Source organism: Paracoccus seriniphilus, from assembly GCF_028553745.1.
Taxonomy (GTDB): Bacteria; Pseudomonadota; Alphaproteobacteria; order Rhodobacterales; family Rhodobacteraceae; genus Paracoccus; species Paracoccus seriniphilus.
Window position 1 is genome coordinate 869,385 of the sequence record NZ_CP067129.1, and the last position, 18,318, is coordinate 887,702.

At 62.3% G+C, this 18,318-nt stretch carries 15 protein-coding genes and 1 tRNA gene; 4 read left to right on the forward strand and 12 right to left on the reverse strand.

The genetic code is table 11. From position 1 onward, the window contains the following. Nucleotides 1-34: 34 nt before the first annotated feature. The 4 genes from JHW44_RS04280 (at nucleotide 35) to JHW44_RS04295 (ending at nucleotide 4,597) form a co-directional block, all read left to right on the forward strand. Nucleotides 35-1,390 (forward strand): ATP-binding protein, encoded by a 1,356-nt coding sequence (locus tag JHW44_RS04280; protein ID WP_089343252.1) that lies wholly within the window; start codon nucleotides 35-37, stop codon nucleotides 1,388-1,390. Between the two features lie 177 nt (nucleotides 1,391-1,567). Beyond that, a complete protein-coding gene (gene lon, locus JHW44_RS04285) occupies nucleotides 1,568-3,985 on the forward strand; it encodes an endopeptidase La (RefSeq protein ID WP_089343316.1) in 2,418 nt (805 codons plus the stop codon). A 157-nt stretch (nucleotides 3,986-4,142) separates the two neighbouring features. Beyond that, the gene (locus JHW44_RS04290) at nucleotides 4,143-4,448 is read left to right on the forward strand and encodes an HU family DNA-binding protein (RefSeq protein ID WP_089343251.1); all 306 of its coding nucleotides are present in this window, start codon (nucleotides 4,143-4,145) and stop codon (nucleotides 4,446-4,448) included. Between the two features lie 74 nt (nucleotides 4,449-4,522). Next, nucleotides 4,523-4,597, forward strand: a tRNA-Val gene (locus tag JHW44_RS04295). A gap of 79 nt (nucleotides 4,598-4,676) precedes the next feature. On the opposite strand, the gene JHW44_RS04300 is transcribed toward JHW44_RS04295, so the two are convergent. From JHW44_RS04300 to JHW44_RS04355, 12 genes are all read right to left on the reverse strand, one after another. Beyond that, nucleotides 4,677-5,894, reverse strand: a complete 1,218-nt coding sequence (locus JHW44_RS04300) for an NAD(P)/FAD-dependent oxidoreductase (RefSeq protein WP_089343250.1) — start codon at nucleotides 5,892-5,894, stop codon at nucleotides 4,677-4,679. Nucleotides 5,895-5,897: 3 nt separating this feature from the next. After that, nucleotides 5,898-6,824 (reverse strand): 3-hydroxyacyl-CoA dehydrogenase NAD-binding domain-containing protein, encoded by a 927-nt coding sequence (locus JHW44_RS04305; RefSeq protein WP_089343249.1) that lies wholly within the window; start codon nucleotides 6,822-6,824, stop codon nucleotides 5,898-5,900. Then, entirely contained in the window at nucleotides 6,824-7,570 is a 747-nt protein-coding gene (locus JHW44_RS04310) for an SDR family NAD(P)-dependent oxidoreductase (RefSeq protein WP_089343248.1), read from the reverse strand. Before JHW44_RS04310 ends, JHW44_RS04305 begins: the two co-directional genes overlap by 1 nt. Continuing rightward, nucleotides 7,563-8,987 carry a gamma-aminobutyraldehyde dehydrogenase gene (locus JHW44_RS04315; protein WP_336385714.1) on the reverse strand — a complete coding sequence of 475 codons (1,425 nt, stop codon included), beginning with the start codon at nucleotides 8,985-8,987 and terminating at the stop codon, nucleotides 7,563-7,565. Before JHW44_RS04315 ends, JHW44_RS04310 begins: the two co-directional genes overlap by 8 nt. Nucleotides 8,988-8,996: 9 nt before the next feature. Then, on the reverse strand, nucleotides 8,997-9,926 hold the full coding sequence (kce, locus tag JHW44_RS04320; protein ID WP_089343247.1) for a 3,5-dioxohexanoate:acetyl-CoA acetone transferase: 930 nt from the start codon (nucleotides 9,924-9,926) through the stop codon (nucleotides 8,997-8,999). A gap of 151 nt (nucleotides 9,927-10,077) precedes the next feature. Continuing rightward, on the reverse strand, nucleotides 10,078-10,872 hold the full coding sequence (locus tag JHW44_RS04325; RefSeq protein ID WP_089343246.1) for an SDR family NAD(P)-dependent oxidoreductase: 795 nt from the start codon (nucleotides 10,870-10,872) through the stop codon (nucleotides 10,078-10,080). Then, nucleotides 10,873-12,405, reverse strand: coding sequence for a choline-sulfatase (gene betC, locus JHW44_RS04330; protein WP_218822538.1), 1,533 nt, complete (start codon nucleotides 12,403-12,405; stop codon nucleotides 10,873-10,875). A gap of 93 nt (nucleotides 12,406-12,498) precedes the next feature. After that, nucleotides 12,499-13,641, reverse strand: a complete 1,143-nt coding sequence (locus tag JHW44_RS04335) for an aromatic ring-hydroxylating oxygenase subunit alpha (protein ID WP_089343244.1) — start codon at nucleotides 13,639-13,641, stop codon at nucleotides 12,499-12,501. Between the two features lie 101 nt (nucleotides 13,642-13,742). Continuing rightward, on the reverse strand, nucleotides 13,743-14,780 hold the full coding sequence (locus tag JHW44_RS04340; protein WP_089343243.1) for a GlxA family transcriptional regulator: 1,038 nt from the start codon (nucleotides 14,778-14,780) through the stop codon (nucleotides 13,743-13,745). Nucleotides 14,781-14,836: 56 nt separating this feature from the next. Then, entirely contained in the window at nucleotides 14,837-16,582 is a 1,746-nt protein-coding gene (locus JHW44_RS04345; protein WP_245846837.1) for a chloride channel protein, read from the reverse strand. Between the two features lie 35 nt (nucleotides 16,583-16,617). Beyond that, nucleotides 16,618-17,445, reverse strand: a complete 828-nt coding sequence (locus JHW44_RS04350) for an NAD-dependent epimerase/dehydratase family protein (protein ID WP_089343242.1) — start codon at nucleotides 17,443-17,445, stop codon at nucleotides 16,618-16,620. Beyond that, on the reverse strand, nucleotides 17,445-18,284 hold the full coding sequence (locus tag JHW44_RS04355; protein WP_089343313.1) for a glycosyltransferase: 840 nt from the start codon (nucleotides 18,282-18,284) through the stop codon (nucleotides 17,445-17,447). Before JHW44_RS04355 ends, JHW44_RS04350 begins: the two co-directional genes overlap by 1 nt. Nucleotides 18,285-18,318 lie beyond the last annotated feature (34 nt).

Here is an 18,318-nt window from a genome sequence, read left to right on the forward strand (position 1 = left end):
GGCATTAGCCTAGCGGCTCAATTAAAGGGTTTCCATGTCCAACCTGCCCGAGACGAGTTTTCTGAAATCGATATTGCCCCGCGGACTTTACGGACGTGCGGCGCTGATCCTGTTTCTGCCGGTCGTGGTGGTGACCCTGGTTGTCAGCGTCATGTTCCTGCAGCGCCATTTCGAGGGGGTGACGCGGCAGATGACGTCGAACATGGCGCGCGAGATCGGCTTTGTCTCGCAACGGATGAACCACGGCGAGAATGCCGCGCTTGCCCTGCTGTCGGCGCGTTCAGTTGCGGTGCCGCTGGAACTGACCCTGGAATTTCCTGCCACGCCCCGCACCGGTGATGCCCGGCTGTTCTATGATTTCTCGGGGCGGGTGGTGATCGAGGAACTGCGTCGCATCGTGCCGGATGTCCTGTCGATAGATCTGGCCGGAGACGACAAGCGCGTGGCCATGGTGGTCGACGGGCGCTTCGGCCCGTTTTCGCTGACATTCGACCGCAAGCGTGTCAGTGCCTCGAACCCGCATCAGTTGCTGGTCCTGATGATCGCGACCTCATTGCTGATGACGGGGATCGCGACGATCTTTCTGCGCAACCAGTTGCGGCCCATCCATCGTCTTGCCCGTGCCGCCGAGGAATATGGCAAGGGGCGCTATGTGCCCTATCGTCCCGGCGGAGCCTCGGAGATCCGCAGCGCGGGCACAGCATTTCTGGACATGCGCAACCGGCTGGAGCGCCAGAACGAGCAGCGCAAGCTGATGATGTCGGGCGTCAGCCATGATCTGCGCACGCCGCTGACCCGTTTGCGGTTGGGCCTGTCGATGCTGTCGCCGGACATGCCGCCCGATGAGGAAGATATCTCGGCGATGGAAAGCGACATTTCGGAAATGAATCGGATGGTGGATACATTTCTGGACTATTCCCGTGACGATGCGCGGGAAACAGCGCCCGAATCGACGCCGGTTGCGGGGTTCCTGCAGGCGATTGTCGATGATGCGCAGCGCGCGGGGCAGGATGTCACCCTGCTGCGGCTGGAAGGCGACAAGGAGGGCGCGGCGGTGTTTCGGCCCGACATGCTGCGCCGCGCGGTCGAGAATCTGGTCGGCAATGCCGTCCGCTACGGGACGCGTGCCGAGGTCGAGGCCGCTCTCGGTCCGCGCAGTCTGCGTATCAGCGTCGAGGATGACGGCCCCGGCATCGCCGCCGAAAGCATGGATGCCGCCATGCGCCCCTTCACGCGGCTGGACCCTTCGCGCAGCCATAACAGCGGGCAGGGCGCGGGGCTTGGGCTGGCCATCGCTGCCGATGTGGCGCGCGGGCATGGGGGGCAGTTGCGGCTGGGCCGCGGTGCGCGCCTTGGGGGCTTGCGGGCCGAAATCGTGATCCCGCGTTAGGCATTTCCTGTCCGGGCTGGCACATGCATTGGTGGGTGTTGGGAGGCAGGGCAAAAAATATGGTATTCTTGACGTTGTATTGAACGTCGCGACCCGCGAACCTAAATTGATCCAACGCAGGGGCCGTGCGTCGCCATCGACGGGGCCACGGTTTCGGGCAGGAAAGGAATGAAAATCATGAACGAACAGTCTACTCAGACCTATCCGGTGCTGCCATTGCGGGACATTGTTGTCTTTCCGCATATGATCGTTCCGCTCTTCGTCGGCCGTGACAAATCCGTGCGCGCATTGGAAGCCGTGATGGAATCGGACAGCCCGATTCTTCTGACCGCGCAAAAGGATGCCTCGGTCGATGAACCCGATGAGGACGGGATCTATCGCACCGGCGTTCTGGCGAATGTCCTGCAGTTGCTGAAATTGCCCGATGGCACCGTCAAGGTGCTGGTCGAAGGCCATGACCGCGTCGAGATCACCGGTTTCGTGCCCAATGATGATTATTTCGAGGCCGACGCCGCGCTGATGCCCGAGGTCAGCGGCGACGAAGCGACCGAGACCGCGCTGGTGCGTGCTGTCGCCGAGGAATTCGAGCGTTATGTCAAGGTCCGCAAGAATATCCCCGAAGAGGTCGTGACGGCCGTCTCGGAGGCCCGTGAACCCGGCAAGCTTGCCGATCTGGTCGCCGGTCACATGGGCGTGGACCTGGACAAGAAACAGGATCTGCTGGATACGCTGGACGTGACCGAACGTCTGGAGAAGGTCTATGCCCTGATGCAGGGCGAGATGTCGGTTCTGCAGGTCGAGAAGAAGATCAAGTCCCGCGTCAAGACGCAGATGGAGAAGACCCAGCGTGAGTACTATCTGAATGAGCAGATGAAGGCCATTCAGAAGGAACTGGGCGACGGCGATGAAGGTCAGAACGAAATCGCCGAACTGGAAGAGAAGATCGCCAAGACCAAGTTCAGCAAGGAGGCCCGCGAAAAGGCCGAGGCAGAGCTGAAGAAGCTGAAATCCATGTCTCCGATGTCGGCCGAGGCGACCGTCAGCCGGAACTATCTGGATTGGTTGCTGGCCCTGCCATGGGGCGTGAAATCGCGCACCCGCAAGGATCTGGCCCGGGCCGAGCAGGTTCTGGATGCCGATCACTATGGGCTGGAAAAGGTCAAGGAACGCATCATCGAGTATCTGGCCGTGCAGGCACGCAGCCAGAAGCTGAAAGGCCCGATCCTCTCGCTGGTCGGTCCTCCGGGTGTGGGCAAGACCTCGCTTGGACGTTCGCTGGCCAAGGCCACGGGGCGCGAATTCATCCGCATCAGCCTGGGTGGCGTGCGCGATGAATCCGAGATCCGCGGCCACCGCCGGACCTATATCGGCTCGATGCCGGGCAAGATCATCCAGGCGCTGAAAAAGGCCAAGACGACCAACCCGCTGATCCTGCTGGATGAGATCGACAAGATGGGTCAGGATTTCCGGGGTGATCCGGCTTCGGCCATGCTGGAGGTTCTGGATCCCGAACAGAATTCGACCTTCGTGGACCACTATCTCGAGGTGGAATACGATCTGTCCAACGTCATGTTCGTGACCACGGCCAACAGCTACAACATGCCCGGACCTCTGCTTGACCGGATGGAGATCATTCCGCTGTCGGGCTATACCGAGGACGAAAAGCGTGAAATCGCGCGCCAGCACCTGCTGACCAAGCAGATCAAGGCGAACGGATTGCGCAAGGGCGAGTTCTCGATCACTGATGAGGCGCTGACCCATGTGATCCGCTACTACACCCGCGAAGCGGGCGTGCGGTCGCTGGAGCGTGAAATCGCCAAGCTGGCGCGGAAGGCCGTGACCGAGATCCTCAAGAACAAGACCAAATCCGTCGAAGTGACGCCCGAAAAGGCCGAGGAATATCTGGGTGTACGTCGTTTCCGTTATGGTCTGGCCGAGAAAGAGGATCAGGTCGGCGTCGTGACCGGCCTGGCATGGACCTCGGTTGGCGGCGACCTGCTGCAGATCGAGGCGCTGCGCCTGCCCGGCAAGGGACGGATGAAGACCACAGGCAAGTTGGGCGATGTGATGAAGGAATCCATCGACGCCGCTTCCAGCTTCGTGCGTTCGATCGCGCCCGAGATCGGTGTCAAACCGCCCGAGTTCGACAAGCGTGACATTCACGTTCACGTCCCCGAAGGGGCCACGCCCAAGGACGGCCCCTCGGCCGGTGTCGGGATGGTGACCTCGGTCGTTTCGGTGATGACCGGAATCCCGGTCTGCAAGGACGTGGCAATGACCGGAGAAGTCACGCTGCGCGGCAATGTTCTGGCCATCGGCGGGCTGAAGGAAAAGCTGCTGGCGGCTCTGCGCGGCGGTATCAAGACAGTGCTGATCCCTGCCGACAATGAAAAGGACCTGGCCGAGATTCCGGACAATGTGAAAACCGGGCTGAACATCATTCCGGTCAGCAATGTCCGCGAGGTCCTGCATCACGCCCTGGTGCGCATGCCCGAACCTGTCGAATGGGATGAGGCTGCCGAAGAAGCTGCCGAGGCCGCGCGCATGGCCGGACGTTCGGACGGCGGCAAGGGCGAGGGTGCCATCGCGCATTGATGGCCGCGTAATCACCTTCTTGACCCGCGATTGGCCGGGCCGGTTTACACCGGCCCGGCCTTTGCATTTCATGCACTTAAACCGAATTGTGTTGACCTAGGGTAAATTCGCCGCCAATCTGAACTAAGTATTTCAGTTATGCGAAGGGCGAAGAGCCATGCAGAAGCAGCGGGCGACAAGATATGCAACGGCGGACGATGCGGGGCAGGTGTCGTCCGACCCTCAGCCTGCGCGCGTGGTCCATAAACGTGATTTCATTGATGCGGTCGTTGCGGCGACCGGCGCCAAGAAATCCGAGGCCCGGCCGATCATCGAGGCAACCCTGGAACAGCTTGGCCAGGCCTTGTCCGCAGGGCAGACTCTGGCCGTGCCGCCTCTGGGGCGGGGACGCGTCAATCTGGAAAAGGATCAACGCGGCGGCGATGTGATCACGTTGCGCCTGCGCAGACGTGCCGGCAGATGATTGCGGCTTTGCTGCATTGTTGCTGCGAAACCCTCTTGCGTCATGGTTTGAGCAAGGCTAAAAGCCCTTCCACCGGGTGATTAGCTCAGTGGTAGAGCGCTTCGTTCACATCGAAGATGTCAGGAGTTCAAATCTCTTATCACCCACCATTTTTTGAACAGATCCTGTTCGCAAGGCGCGCCTCGGTCACATGACCTCGAGGCGCGCTTTCGCATTTCGGGCGTGGTATCAACGCTGCAGCAGGGACTTCAGCGGCATTTGCGGATTGGCAACGGCGTCCTTGGCGGGGGACTGACCGGATTCGATCAGCCGTTTGGCGACCATGTAGCCGCGCGGATCGTTCATCGCATCAACGGCGATCAGCTCCTCCCCGCGATAATACCACAGCGACAGCGCGCCATTGTCCCCCGGGCGCCGCACCACATCGTCATGGCCTGATGACAGCCCGACGATCTGCAATTTGCTGTCATATTGATCCGACCAGAACCACGGTTTGGCCTGATAGGGGCTGGCCTGACCCATGATCGTCGCGGCGGCGGCGCGCCCCTGATCAATGGCATTTCCGACGCTTTCCAGGCGAATCCGGGTTCCGTTCCACGGAAAAGAGGCGCAATCCCCGACGGCCAGAATGTCCGGGTCCGAACTGCGGCAGTATTCATCCACCTTGATGCCGTTCTCGATCTGCAACCCGGCCTCTGCGGCCAGATCCTGATTGGGCCGGATGCCGATGCCGATGACGACCAGATCGACCTGCAGCGTAGAACCGTCCGACAGGATGGCCCCGCTCACCGCGCCGTTCTGACCGGTCAGGCGCTCCAACTGCACCGATTCGCGCAGATCCACGCCATGGGTGCGATGCAGGTCGCGAAAATAGTCCGAGGTCGCACAAGAGGCGACGCGCGACAAAATCCGTCCGGCGGCCTCGACAAGCGTGACGCTCAGCCCGGATTTGGTCAGCACGGCGGCGGCCTCCAGCCCGATATAGCCACCGCCCACGACCAGCGCCGTCATGCCGGGCTCAACCAGCCCTGCCAGCCTGTCGGCATCCGCAAGGGAACGCATCGGCAGAACATGTTGCAGATCACCGCCGATTTCAGCCGGCAGCGTGACCGGACGCGCGCCGGTGGCCAGCACAAGCTGATCATAGGGCAGGGCTTCTTCGGGCGACAGGATCACCTGACGCGCGGTCCGGTCGATTGACAGGACCGGCTGCCCCAGACGCAGGGTGATCTGCTGGTCCTCGTAAAAGCTTCGCGGGCGCAGCAGCAGCCGTTCAAGCTCCATTTCGCCCAGCAGATAGGCCTTGGACAGGGGCGGGCGCTGATAGGGCGGAACGGGTTCTTCACCGATCAGGGTGATCGTGCCGTCATGTCCCAGGTTGCGCAATTCCGCGCAGACCGAGAATCCGGCCTGACCGGCGCCAATGACAACGATATCCTTGGCCATCGGTCAGCGCAGCCCCGCCATGGCCTTTTGCATCGCCGTGATCAGCGCGTCACGCCTTGCCGAAAGCTCGGCGTGATTTTCTCCGTGCGCTTCCTCATTGACCCCTTCGATCAGAATGCCTGCGACCTCGTCATTCAGGCGCACCTGACCCAGATCGTCCCACCAGCCGTTGAAGGTGTCCGCGAAATGGTCGCAAAAGGCTTTCAGCCCGCCTTCGCCCGCGCCCAGGTTGAACAGCATGGTCGGCCCCATTGCGGCCCACCGCAGGCCCGGCCCGGCCCAGACGGCCTTGTCGACATCCTCGACGCTGGCAACGCCTTCGACGACAAGCGAGATCGCCTCGCGCCAGATCGCTGCCTGCAGGCGGTTCGCCACATGGCCGTTCTTTTCCTTGTGCAGGCGGATCGTCACCTTGCCGATTGCGGTATAGAAGTTTTCGGCGCCCGAAAGTGCTGCCGGATCGGTGCGGTCATTGCCCAGAACCTCGACAAGCGGGATCAGATGCGGCGGGTTGAAGGGATGGCCCAACACGAAGCGCGCCGGATCGGACCAGCCGCCCTGCATCTGCGACAGGGTCAGCCCCGAGGCAGAGCTGGCGATGATTGCCCCGGGTTTCAGCGCGGGTTCGATCTCGGCAAAGGTGGCATGTTTGATCGGCAGGCGCTCTGGAACGTTTTCCTGAATGAAATCTGCGCCTTCGACGGCCTGTGCGGCGGTCGTGCAAAAGCGGATCGCGTCGGGGTTGCCATGTTCGGTCAACCCCAGTTCCGTCATTGTCGGCCATGCGGTCCGGATATAGTCGCGAACATGTTTTTCGACCTGCGGGTCAGGGTCGAACATTGCAACCGAGCGGCCCGAGGCCAGAAACAATGCGGCCCAACTGGCCCCGATGACGCCGCCGCCAAGGCATGCCGTTTGTGCATATTCCATCAGAACAATCCCGGATTGAGGGGCGAGGCAGCCGTCATGCCACCATCGACCGTGAAACATTCGCCGGTCACATAGGCCGACTGATCCGACGCCAGCCAGGCGACCATATTGGCAATATCTTCGGGCTTGCCGAAGCGCCCGACCGGATGACGGGCCAGGGCATCGGCCATGGCCTTCTCGGGGTCATTGGCCAGCGCAAAACCATCGGTGGCCATCTCGGTCATGATCCAGCCCGGTCGTATGGCATTGCAGCGCACATTGGGGCCATGATCGACCGCGATCGAACGTGTCAGCCCATGCACGAAGGCCTTGGAAGCATTGTAGAGCGCCATCGAAGGATCGGCGACCATACCCGAGATCGATCCGATATTGACGATATTGCCGCCATCGCGGGTCATTTGTGGCAGCACCGCGCGGCACATGTTGAAGACGCCCTTGCAATTGACGTTCATCACCAGATCCCAATCGGCGTCATCGCTGTCGGCAACGGTCTTTTCGACCTGCACGCCGGCATTGTTGACCAGCACAGAGACCTGGCCGAACCGCGCGTTGGCCGCCCCGAGCAGCGCCGTGGCATCTGCCGTGCGTGACACATCGGCGGTGACCCACAGGACATCCTCGGGCAGATCTTCGGGGCGCGGCCCGCGGCCGCAGGTGGTGACATGATAGCCTTCGGCCCGCAGGCGCATGACGATGGCACGGCCGATACCGCGGCTGCCGCCGGTGACGATTGCACTATCAGCCATGGGACACCATCACATGCCGGATCGAGCTATAGGCATCCAGGGCATAGACGCTCATGTCGCAACCGGTGCCCGAGCCCTTCATTGCCGCCCAGGGCATTTCCGGGGTGCCGACGCCATGGGTGTTCACCCATGTAAAGCCATAGCGCAGGCGAGAGGTCACATCCATCGCCCGCCCGACATTGGCGGTCCAGACCGAGGATGCCAGCCCGTAACGTCCGGTATTGGCGACCCGCAGAGCCTCATCCGTATCGCGAAAGCGCGACAGGGTCACGACCGGGCCAAAGACCTCTTGCGTGGCGATCTCGGCATCATTGTCGACATTGGCCAGAACCGTCGGCTGATAGAAGAAGCCGCTGCCTTCGCCCATGGTGCCGCCGGTGACGACCTCGCAACTGGTGCGGGCGCGATCGACAAAGGCAGCGACGCGGTCGCGTTGCGCCGCCGATACGACCGGTCCCATTTCCGTGCCCTCGGCCCGTTGCGCGCCGATGCGGATCTGGCTGACCTGTGCCTCGATCGCGGCAACCAGCCGATCATAGACGCCATCCTGTACCATGATCCGGCAGGGCTGGGCGCAATCCTGCCCGGCGTTGAAAAAGCTGCCATGGCGGATGGTTTCGGCCACGGCATCCAGATCGGCGTCATCGAAGACGATGACAGGTGCCTTGCCGCCCAGTTCCAGATGGACATGGCGGATCTGCTGGCTGGCGGCGCGCATGGCGGCCATGCCGGTGGCCGGGCTGCCGGTGACGGTAATCGCCTCCATCTGCGGGCTGTTGATCAGCTGATCGCCGATGCTTGCCCCGCGCCCGTGGATCACGTTCAGAACCCCTCTGGGCAGGATCTCGTTCAGAAGCTCAGCGGCGCGCAGGGTAGACAACGGCGTGATTTCGGAGGGTTTCAGCACCACCGTGCAACCCGCAGCCAGAGGCGCGGCCAGCTTCCATGCCGCCATCATCAGCGGATAATTCCATGGTGCGATGGCTGCCACCGGACCGACGGGATCGCGTCGGATCATGCTGGTGTGACCGGCCACATATTCTCCCGCTGCCGAGCCGCTCATGGTGCGTGCGGCCCCGGCAAAGAAGCGGAAGGTGTCGATGGTCAGCGGCATCTCGTCATCGCGGGCCGAGGGCCAGGGCTTGCCGACATCCAGGCTTTCCAGCCCGGCCAATTCGTCCTGATGGGCCTCGAGCGTATCGGCAATGCGCAACAGCAGCGCCGCGCGCTCGGCGGGGGTGGTGCGGGAATAGGTCTCGAATGCCTCTTGTGCGGCGCGCACGGCGGCCTCGACCTGTTCGGGACTTGCTTCGCGGATGCGGGCCAGTTCCTCGCCGCTGCCGGGGTCGATGACGGGCAGGGCGGTACCTTCCCCGGCCACCAATTCGCCATTGATCAGCATGTTCGTCTGCATCATGTCCTCCGCTCAGAACGCGACCTGATCGCCGCCCTTCAGGCCAAGGCGTTCACGCGCCTCTGCCGGAGTGGCGACCTTCAGGCCAAGATTTTCGATAATGGCGCGGATCTTGCGCACCTGTTGGGCACTGGACACGGCCTTTTCACCGGGGCCGATATACAGGCTGTCCTCCATCCCGACCCGGACGTTGCCCCCCAGCAGGGCGCTTTGCGTGGTAAAGGGGATCTGATGGCGTCCGGCGGCCAGAACCGACCATTCATAGTCATCGCCAAACAGCTTGTTGGCGATGGTGTGCATATGCATCAGGTTGTCCAGATCGGCCCCCACGCCGCCCAGAATGCCAAAGACCATCTGCACGAAAATCGGCCCCTTGATCCAGCCCTGGTCCAGGATCCAGGCCAGGTTGTAAAGATGGCCAAGGTCATAGCATTCGAATTCGAACCTTGTGCCATGGCCCTCGCCCAGTTCCTTGAGACAATATTCGATATCCGCGAAGGTGTTGCGGAAAATGAAGTCGCGGGTCATGTCCAGGAATTCCGGCTCCCACGCGTGTTTCCAGTTGGAATATTTGTCCTTCATCGGGAAAATGCCGAAATTCATCGACCCGATGTTCATGCTGGCCATTTCAGGGCTGGTGCGAGTGGCAGCAAGCAGGCGTTCCTCGCGCGACATGCCCAGACCGCCGCCGGTCGAGACATTCATGACCGCATCGGTGGCCTGTTTGATGCGCGGCAGAAACTGCATGAACAGATCGGGGTTCGGGTCCGGCTTGCCGGTTTCGGGATCGCGCGCATGCAGATGGATGATCGACGCCCCGGCCTCGGCGGCCTCTATGCTGGCTTCGGCGATCTGGTTGGGGGTGATCGGCAGATGTTCCGACATGGTGGGCGTGTGAATGCCGCCGGTGGGCGCACAGGTGATGATGACGGATTTGCTCATGAGCTTTTCTCCTTGCAGTCGGGGACCACGCTCAGGTGGCGGTGCTGTTGCGGCGGGTTCCAGACAGGCGCGCGCCATGCCGTTTCGCCAAATTCGAATTGTGGCGCAGGCGGTGGCGGTTCTTCCTCCGACGGGCTGTTGACGGCCAGCCTCACAGTTTCATCTGCTGGACCTGCGCGGAGAGCCCGCCATCCAGCACCCAAAGCTGCCCCGAGGCATAGCGGGCCTCGTCCGAGGCCAGCCAGTTCACCAGATTGGCGATATCATCGGGCGTGCCATAGGTCCGCATCGGATGCACATCGCGCACGGCCTGCTGCAACTGGTCGATGGATTTTCCACCGCCGCCCGAGCCGTCGCCGGTAAAGAAACTTTGCAGCATCGGCGTGTCGATATAGCCGGGGCAGATCGCATTGACGCGGATGCCCTCGGGGCCGTGGTCACAGGCCATGGCGCGGGTCAGCGCATGGACCGCCCCCTTTGTGGCACAATAGGCGGCAAGACCGGGATCGGCGATAAAGCCGTCATAGCTGCCGAAATTGATGATGCTGGCCGTTTGCCCCGTCGCGGCAGCGGCGCGCATCAGCGGCAATGCGTGTTTCGAGGTCAGAAAGGTTCCCGTGCAATTCACTGCAAAGCTGCGGTTCCATTCCTCCAGCGTGGTGTCCTCGATGGTCTTCTCGATCTCGATCCCGGCCGCGTTCACCAGGATGTCCAGCTTGCCGGACTCCTGTTGCACCCGCGCCATGGCGGATGTGACGGCCGGTTCGTCCGCGACATTCATGGGCAGAAAAATGCTGCCGTCGTCGTCATGTTCGGCCAGCGATCCCTGTGGTGTCAGGTCGGCGGCATAGACCGTGGCACCTTCGCGCAGAAAGCGTGCGACGATCGCCCGGCCAATGCCGCCGCGCCCGCCGGTGACCAATGCGGTTTTTCCCTCAAGCTTCATTCAAGCCTCCTTCAGCGGCGGGAACCGATAGCGGCCTGCGGCCTCGGTCCAATCCATGTGGTTGCGGACATATTGCTGGCTGGCATCCGAGGGCGGGTTGTAGTCCCAATGTTCCCCGGCCCCGGCTTCCATGGCCCCGTGCAGGGCCTGGCGGGATTTCTGTGTGGCCATGATCTGATCGCGCAGCTCGGCGCTGTTCCAGCGCGCGGCGACCTCGGCGGCAAAGCGCTGGGCCACATCGCGATAGGCCGGATCATCGGCCAGGTTGCGGATTTCCGCGGGATCGGCCGACAGGTCGTAAAGCTGGGGCGGATCGGTGTCGCAATGGATGTATTTGAACGTCCCGCGCCGGATCATGAAGACGGGGGCCGAGGTCATCTCGGCGCAATATTCTCCGATGGCTTCATCAATCGGATCGTCTTCGCCACGCGCCAGCGGCATCAGCGAGCGGCCATCGACGGCTTCGCCCAACATGTCGGGGGTGCCTCCGGCGATGTCCAGAAAGCTTGGAAGCAGATCGACCAGTGAGCAGGCATTTCGCGCCGTGCCGGTCGCGATCCCCGGCCCGGCCATGATCAGGGGAATGCGGGCGGAATGTTCAAAGAAGTTCATCTTGTACCACAGGCCACGCTCGCCCAGCATGTCGCCATGATCCGCCGTCACGATGATGACGGTGTTGTCCAGTTCTCCGATATCGCGCAGCGTCTTGACGATTTCGCCCAACTTGCTGTCGAAATAGCTGACATTGGCCAGATAGGCGCGCCGGGCACGCCGGATCTCTTCCTCGCTCAGGGGCACCGAGCTGGCCTCGATCCCGTCTCTCAGTCGGCGCGAGAAGGGATCCTGCTGGTCGTCGCCCAGAACGGTTTCGGGCAGGTCGATCTGCTCATCTTCATAAAGATCCCACCATTCCGGCTTGGCCACATAGGGATCATGGGGATGAATGAAGCTGGCGACCAGACAGAAGGGCGCGGCATCGCCATGGGCCCGATCGCGCGCCCGGTCGATCAGCCAGCGGCGCGCGGCGAATCCGACCTCATCATCGTAATCGGTCTGGAAAGTCGCGACAGCGGTGCCGCTTTCCTTGACCGTCTGCATGTTGTGATACCATTTGCCGATCCGTTCATCCGGACGCTGCCAGTCCGGAGTCCAGGCAAAATCGGCGGGGTAGATATCGGTGGTAACGCGATCCTGAAAGCCGTGCTTCTGGTCAGGGCCCACGAAATGCATCTTGCCCGACAGGCAGGTGCGATAGCCCAGAACCTTCAGGTAATGGGCGAATGTCGGCACGCTGGCACGAAACTCGGAGCCATTGTCATAGGCCGCGATCCTGCTGATCAACTGCCCCGACATGAAGGCAAATCGCGATGGCGCGCAAAGCGGCGAATTGCAATAGGCGGCGTCAAAGCGCATCCCCCGTGCCGCCAGTTCATCCATATGCGGTGTTTTTGCGACCGGATGGCCATAGGCACCGCAAAACTGTGGTGCCAGCTGGTCGGCCATCACGACGACGATATTGGGTTGTCCTGTCACGTCCCCATGTCTCCCTTTGTCCCGTCAAGATTGTCACCCTCCGCGTGGATCACGCGGGGGGCGGTTCGAATCTCATGGGTTTGGGGCGTGAGGTCATTTCGCCGCGCGCCGGTAGGCATCCAGCACAAGGCCGTGGAAATGATGAAGCGCATGTTCGGATTTTCCCGAACCGTCGGGATCGTTGACGATGCGGCCCTGCGTGAATGCCGGAGTGCTCATCCCGCGCTGCACGCTTTCGACAAGATTGATGTCCTCGACCTGCAAGACCTCATCCAGATAGCGGATGGTTTCCAGTTCGGCCTCGTTGGGGGTCTTGTCCTCCAGATAGAAATCATAGGTTTCCAGCGTCCGGTTCGGCCCCGCCGGGATGATGTTGAGGATGATCATCGAGGATCTGCCCGGATAGCGCATGATGCAGGTATTGGGCCACAGCCACCAGACGGCATGGGTTCTGACCGTGGCATTCGAAACGTCATAGGCGCCGTTTTCGGTGTTGTTGCCTGCATCGGCCATATGGCTGGAATAGATGCCATGGGTGGTCACCTTGTAGGTGTCCATATCCACCAGCTCGCAGAAATCCTTGTGCGCGGTGGGGCAGTGATAGCATTCAAGGAAGTTGTCGACGACGTTCTTCCAGTTGGACTTGATGTCATAGGTCAGCCGATGGGCGAAGGTCAGATCCTCGATATCGGGTGCCCAATGCTTGATTTCGGTTTCCAGGTCGCCCGACAACTGCGCCAGCGGTGCCGCCTGCGGGTCGAGGTTGACATAGATGAACCCGCAGAATTCCTCGACCTGCACGCTGTCCAGACAGATCTCCTTGGGCTGGAAGCCTTCCAGGTTCTCCGTATGAGGTGCCCGAACAAGCTGGCCGTCCAGCTTGTAGACCCAGGCGTGATAGGGACACATGATGCGCGACGTCTGACCTTCGCCCGACAGCAGTTCATGGGCGCGGTGCTTGCAGACATTGTAGAAGGCGCGCAGCACGCCCTCGCGGTCGCGCACCACGGCAATGGGATTCCCCGCGATTTCGATGGTCACATAGCTGCCCGGAGTGCGCAGTTTCTCGACATGGCAGACCCATTGCCATGACTTGGCGATGATTTCCCTGTTGTCCACGTGATACCAAAGCGGATCGGTATAGGCATCGGCCCGCAGGGACAGGGATGCGGACGGGTTTTCATGATACCCGCCCGAGATTTCTGCGAATTGCTTGGCGGTTGGCTGTTCGCTCATGGCAGGCCCCTTTTCTGATACGAGCATGGCCGGTCAGTTCGGCCCGAGATCGAGGTTGCGCGGGGCAGGGCGATTATACTGTGCGCAGATGGCCGTCTATTTTACCATTCTGGCCCTTGGCGCGGATTCATCGCCTTGCGGTACATGGGCCATGCACGAAATTCGAAGGGAACCCGCCCCTCGATCCTGTCGCTGCGCGGAGAAAGGCCGAACCGTTCGCGGTAGGCGCGGCTGAAATGGACATGGCTGGCAAAGCCCGAGGCGATGGCCACCTCGAGCAGGGGCATCTCGGTCTGGGTCACCAGGCCGCGTGCGCGATCCAGCCGGATATCGCGGTAATAGACCTTTGGTGTTTTCTTGACATAGCGCGCGAACAGCCTGTTCAACTGGCGTTGGGACAGGTCGATGGCCTCGCAGATTTCGGGAATGCTCAGTGGCGTTTCCAGGTTCTGTTCCATCATCGCAATGGCACGCTTGACCGAACCGGGTGCCAGCTGACCCATTGGTTCGGCAAGGCCGGGGCTTTGCATTGTGCCCTGCGGGCGCACCGTCTGGTGAAAGACATAGCGCGCAGCGGCATTGGCCAGTGCCTCGCCATGGGTGCCCTTGATGATATGCAGCGCGAAATCCACCGAGGCCGCCCCGCCACAGCACGAGATCCGGTTTCCGTCAAAGACGAACAGCTCTTCGCTGACATCCACATTGGGATACAGTTCCTGCATGGCGTCGATATGTTCGTAATGCACTGTCGCACGGTGGTTTTTCAGCAATCCGGCCTCGGCCAGAATCAGGGCGCCAGTGTCCAGCCCGCCCAGGGTTGCCCCCTCGCTGGCCCATCGCCACAGCGACATGTGCAGCGGCGCGGTGTTGAAGGATTCGGGCGTCCAGCTAGATGACAGGATCACGAAATCATGGCGGGCCTGCCGGACCTCTGCCAGGGGCTGGGTCTCGATGGTCATGCCGTTGCTGGCGATGCAGCCACCACCTTGCAACGAGGCGATCTTCCACTGGAACTGCGTCCGGCCCTCCAGATAATTGGCGGCCCGGAAGGGGTCGATGAAACTGACGGTCGCCGCCATGTTGAAATGGGGCGTGACCAGGACAAGCAGCGAAATGACGTCGGGCTTCGAGCGGTGCATGGGGACATATGCTGGTCACGACGAGAGTCGGTCAAGGCACTTGTCGGGGCGATGACCTAGCCGTGTTCCTCGGCCGCGGCTTCCGACAGCGCCTGATTCAGGGCGCGCAGGGCATCGACATGATAGACAACGCCGATGATTTCAGGTGTCGGTGGACTGTCGGCATCGCTTGCGGAAGGGTCGGGGGGAAGGATTACCGGCAGAAAGGCCGCATCCGTGCGTTCGAACTCCTGCAACGCCAGTTCCAGCGGCATGCCGTCGGTCAGGGCCTGCCCCGAGTCATGCAGATTGCGTGCAAGATCCATCGAGGGGGCGTCGGGGGCGTTCATCTTGCGAATGATCGCGGTGATCCGCATTTTCTGGGGCAGCCAGACCTGCGGCCCCTCGGCGATCCTGACGCCGCGATTCTCAAGCTGGGTCAGGAAGAACGAACGATGCACCAGCCGCGACGCCAGCGCTGAACTGAGCGATACCGCTGTCATCACGGCGATGCCGGTCTGCCAGTCACCCGTCATTTCGAACATGATCAATGCCGTCGAGATCGGTGCCCCCAGAACCGCGGCACCCACGGCCCCCATGCCCGCAAAGGCATAGATGTTCACATCGCCCGACAGTTCGGGGAACAGGCCGGTGGCGACGATGCCGAAGGCCAGCCCGGTCAGCGACCCCATGACCAGCGCGGGAGAAAACACGCCGCCCCCCATGCGCCCGCCAAGGGTGATGGCCACCGCAATGGCCTTGACCAGCGCAAAGATGATCGCCGCGCCCAGCCCGATGCGCCCTGCCAGCGCGGCGGCGGTGGTCTCATATCCGACCCCGATGATATGGGGGAAGGGAATCGCGATCGCGCCCAGCAGCAGCCCGGCCAGCATCGGGCGCGTCCAGCGTGGCCAGCCGCTGCGCTGCATCAGCCAGTCACCGACGCGCTCGGCCCGGAATATCCCCGACATCATGGCCACGGCGATCACGGCCGAGACCAGCCCCAGCAGCATGAAGGCCGGAAGCTCGACATAAAAGGCCAGGTCCATGTCCTGTTGCAGGCGGAACTCGGTCAGCCCGCCGAACTCCAGTCGGTTGATGACCGTTCCGGCCACCGCCGAAATCGCGATCGGGGCAAAGGCGCGCAGGGCGAAATGGCGCAGCACGACCTCATGGGCGAACAGGGCGCCGGCAATGGGGGCGTTGAAACTGGCCGCGACGGCCCCGGCCACGGCGCAGCCCAGCAACTCGCGACCGGTGATCGGGCTGGCCTTGATGCGGCGGGCAACGGCTGTCGAGACGACCCCGGCAAGATGTACGACCGGTCCTTCGCGCCCCGAGCTGCCCCCGGTGCCGAGGGTGAGCAGCGAGGCCAGGGCCGAGGCCAGACCTGCGCGAATCTCTACCCGTCCGCCCTCCAGAGCGGCACCCTCGATCACATCCGCCACCGCACGCACGCGCCCGTCCGGGGTCAGCCGGTCCAGGATCAGCCCGACCACAAGTCCCCCAATCATCGGCACGGTCAGAACCCAATACCAGGGAAGCTTGCTTGCCGTTGTGGCCAGTCGCAGATCATCGGCCCCATAGATCAGACGCTGCAGCGCCCCGATGCCCAGTCGAAAGCCCAATGCCGCCAAACCTGCGCCGATACCGATCAGCAGGGCAAGGAACCAGAATTGCAACTGGCTGGGGCCACGGCTGCGCAGGATCTGCATGGCGCGGCTGTATCGGCTGCGCAGATAGACCAGGCCTGACAGGAACCATCCTCCGCTGAGCGGCCTGATGGGGGTGTCGGTCTGCTGCGGTTTTGCTCGATCAGCCATGCCGTTCTCGTGCAGGTCGGGTTCGCTCAAACGGATCACAAATGTGGCGTGGCGTCCATAAGTTGCGGCAGGCTTTGTTTCAGCAGTGACATGCCACCGGGCCGCCAGCCCAGACGCGCCAGCGCAGCACAGCCCGCCAGCCGCATCGACGCCGCATCCGCACGCCGGGGCAGATCATGTCGGCAACCGGACAAGCGGGCGACCTCGGCCAGCAGATCGTGCCGGTCCAGGACCAGATCGCTGGCATTCACGGTGGCGGGCGGCGCGGGATGGGCCAGCAACAACAACATGGCTGCGGCCAGATCGGCGACATGCAGTTCCGTGCCCGCGCGAGGCGTGATCGACCGTCCCCGAAGATAATCCGAAAAGAGGTCGCGCCACTTGTTGCGCGGACCCGGTCCATACAGACCCGTGGCGCGGATGGAGGTGCCGAGAAGGCCGCCTGATGACGCCAGACAGGTTTCGCCATCAGCCTTGACCCTGCCATAGAGGTTGTCCGGTCGTGGCGGCAGGTCATCGGTCAGGAACATGCCCGGCGGATAGCCGTCATGCACCGCGCGCGAGGACAGGAAAAGGATGCGCCGGACGCCACAGAGCCGGGCCTGGTCGAACAGGATTCGCGTGCCGGTCTGATTGGCGGTGATGAAAGCCTGCGGGTCATTTCCCTCGCCCCCGCGAAACCTGCCCGGTTGGTGGGCAAAGGCGCAATGGATCAGCGCGTCATGGTCCCGCAGATCCGGTCGGTCGCCAAGCGCATAGCCGTGCTGGCGGTCCAGCGGCGTGACGACATGCCCCGCCTGTTCAAGCAATGGCCGGACGGATGCCCCGACGAATCCGCTTGCGCCGGTCAAAGCGATCCGCATCAGGCGGCGACGGGGCGGACCTGTGCGGACAGGTCGGGCACGGGCTGGCCCGAGGCAATGGTCTGCCACAGGTCGATCAGCGGGCGCAGCAGTTCGGCCTTGGCATGGGCCTGCCATGGCTTTTCATACTGGAAATGCAGGATGCGGATGTCCTCCCAACTCCACAGTTCCGGCATGTTGAACCAGACATATTGCAGCATGTTGTGATGGATCGACAGCCCCTGCCAGTCGTCGAAATAATCCTGCAGGAAGGTCTGGTCGGTGCGCCTCCAGAATGCGCCGGGACGATCCAGCCGCGCCAGCATGTCATCAAACCGCTGGATGTCGGGACGCGCGGTGAAGACGCCGGAATTCATTCTATGGAAGCCGTCCAGACCGTCATAGACATTGGGCGCGGCACAGAATTCGGGCATCTCGAACAGCTTGTCGACCGGGCGCAGGACGATGGCATCGGCATCTATGAAGACGCAACGTTCATAATCCAGCTGCCACAGGCGCAGCTTGACGAAATTGTCCAGGGGCGTGTGAAAATCCGGTTTGCCGCCACGGGTGAAGGCGGCGCGCGCATGCAAGGCATCGCGGGCATGGGTCAGGTCGAATTCACGCGATGTGGGCAACAGCTCCGCTGCGATCAGTCTTGCACCGTGAAGGCGCAGCCGTTCCAGATGCGCGGGTTGCAGCCCGCGATGCATGACGACCAGGTCGGCCGGCGTGTCCGTCAGCAACAATGAACGCAACAGCGCTTCGGCCCCCGGCAGGTAATCGGGGTTGGTGACCAGGGTGACGAATGCGCGCTCGCTGCGCGCCGGGGTTTCGGCGATCAACCCGGCTGGCAACATGCTGCCATGCCGAAGATCCGGCTTGCGGCGTGAG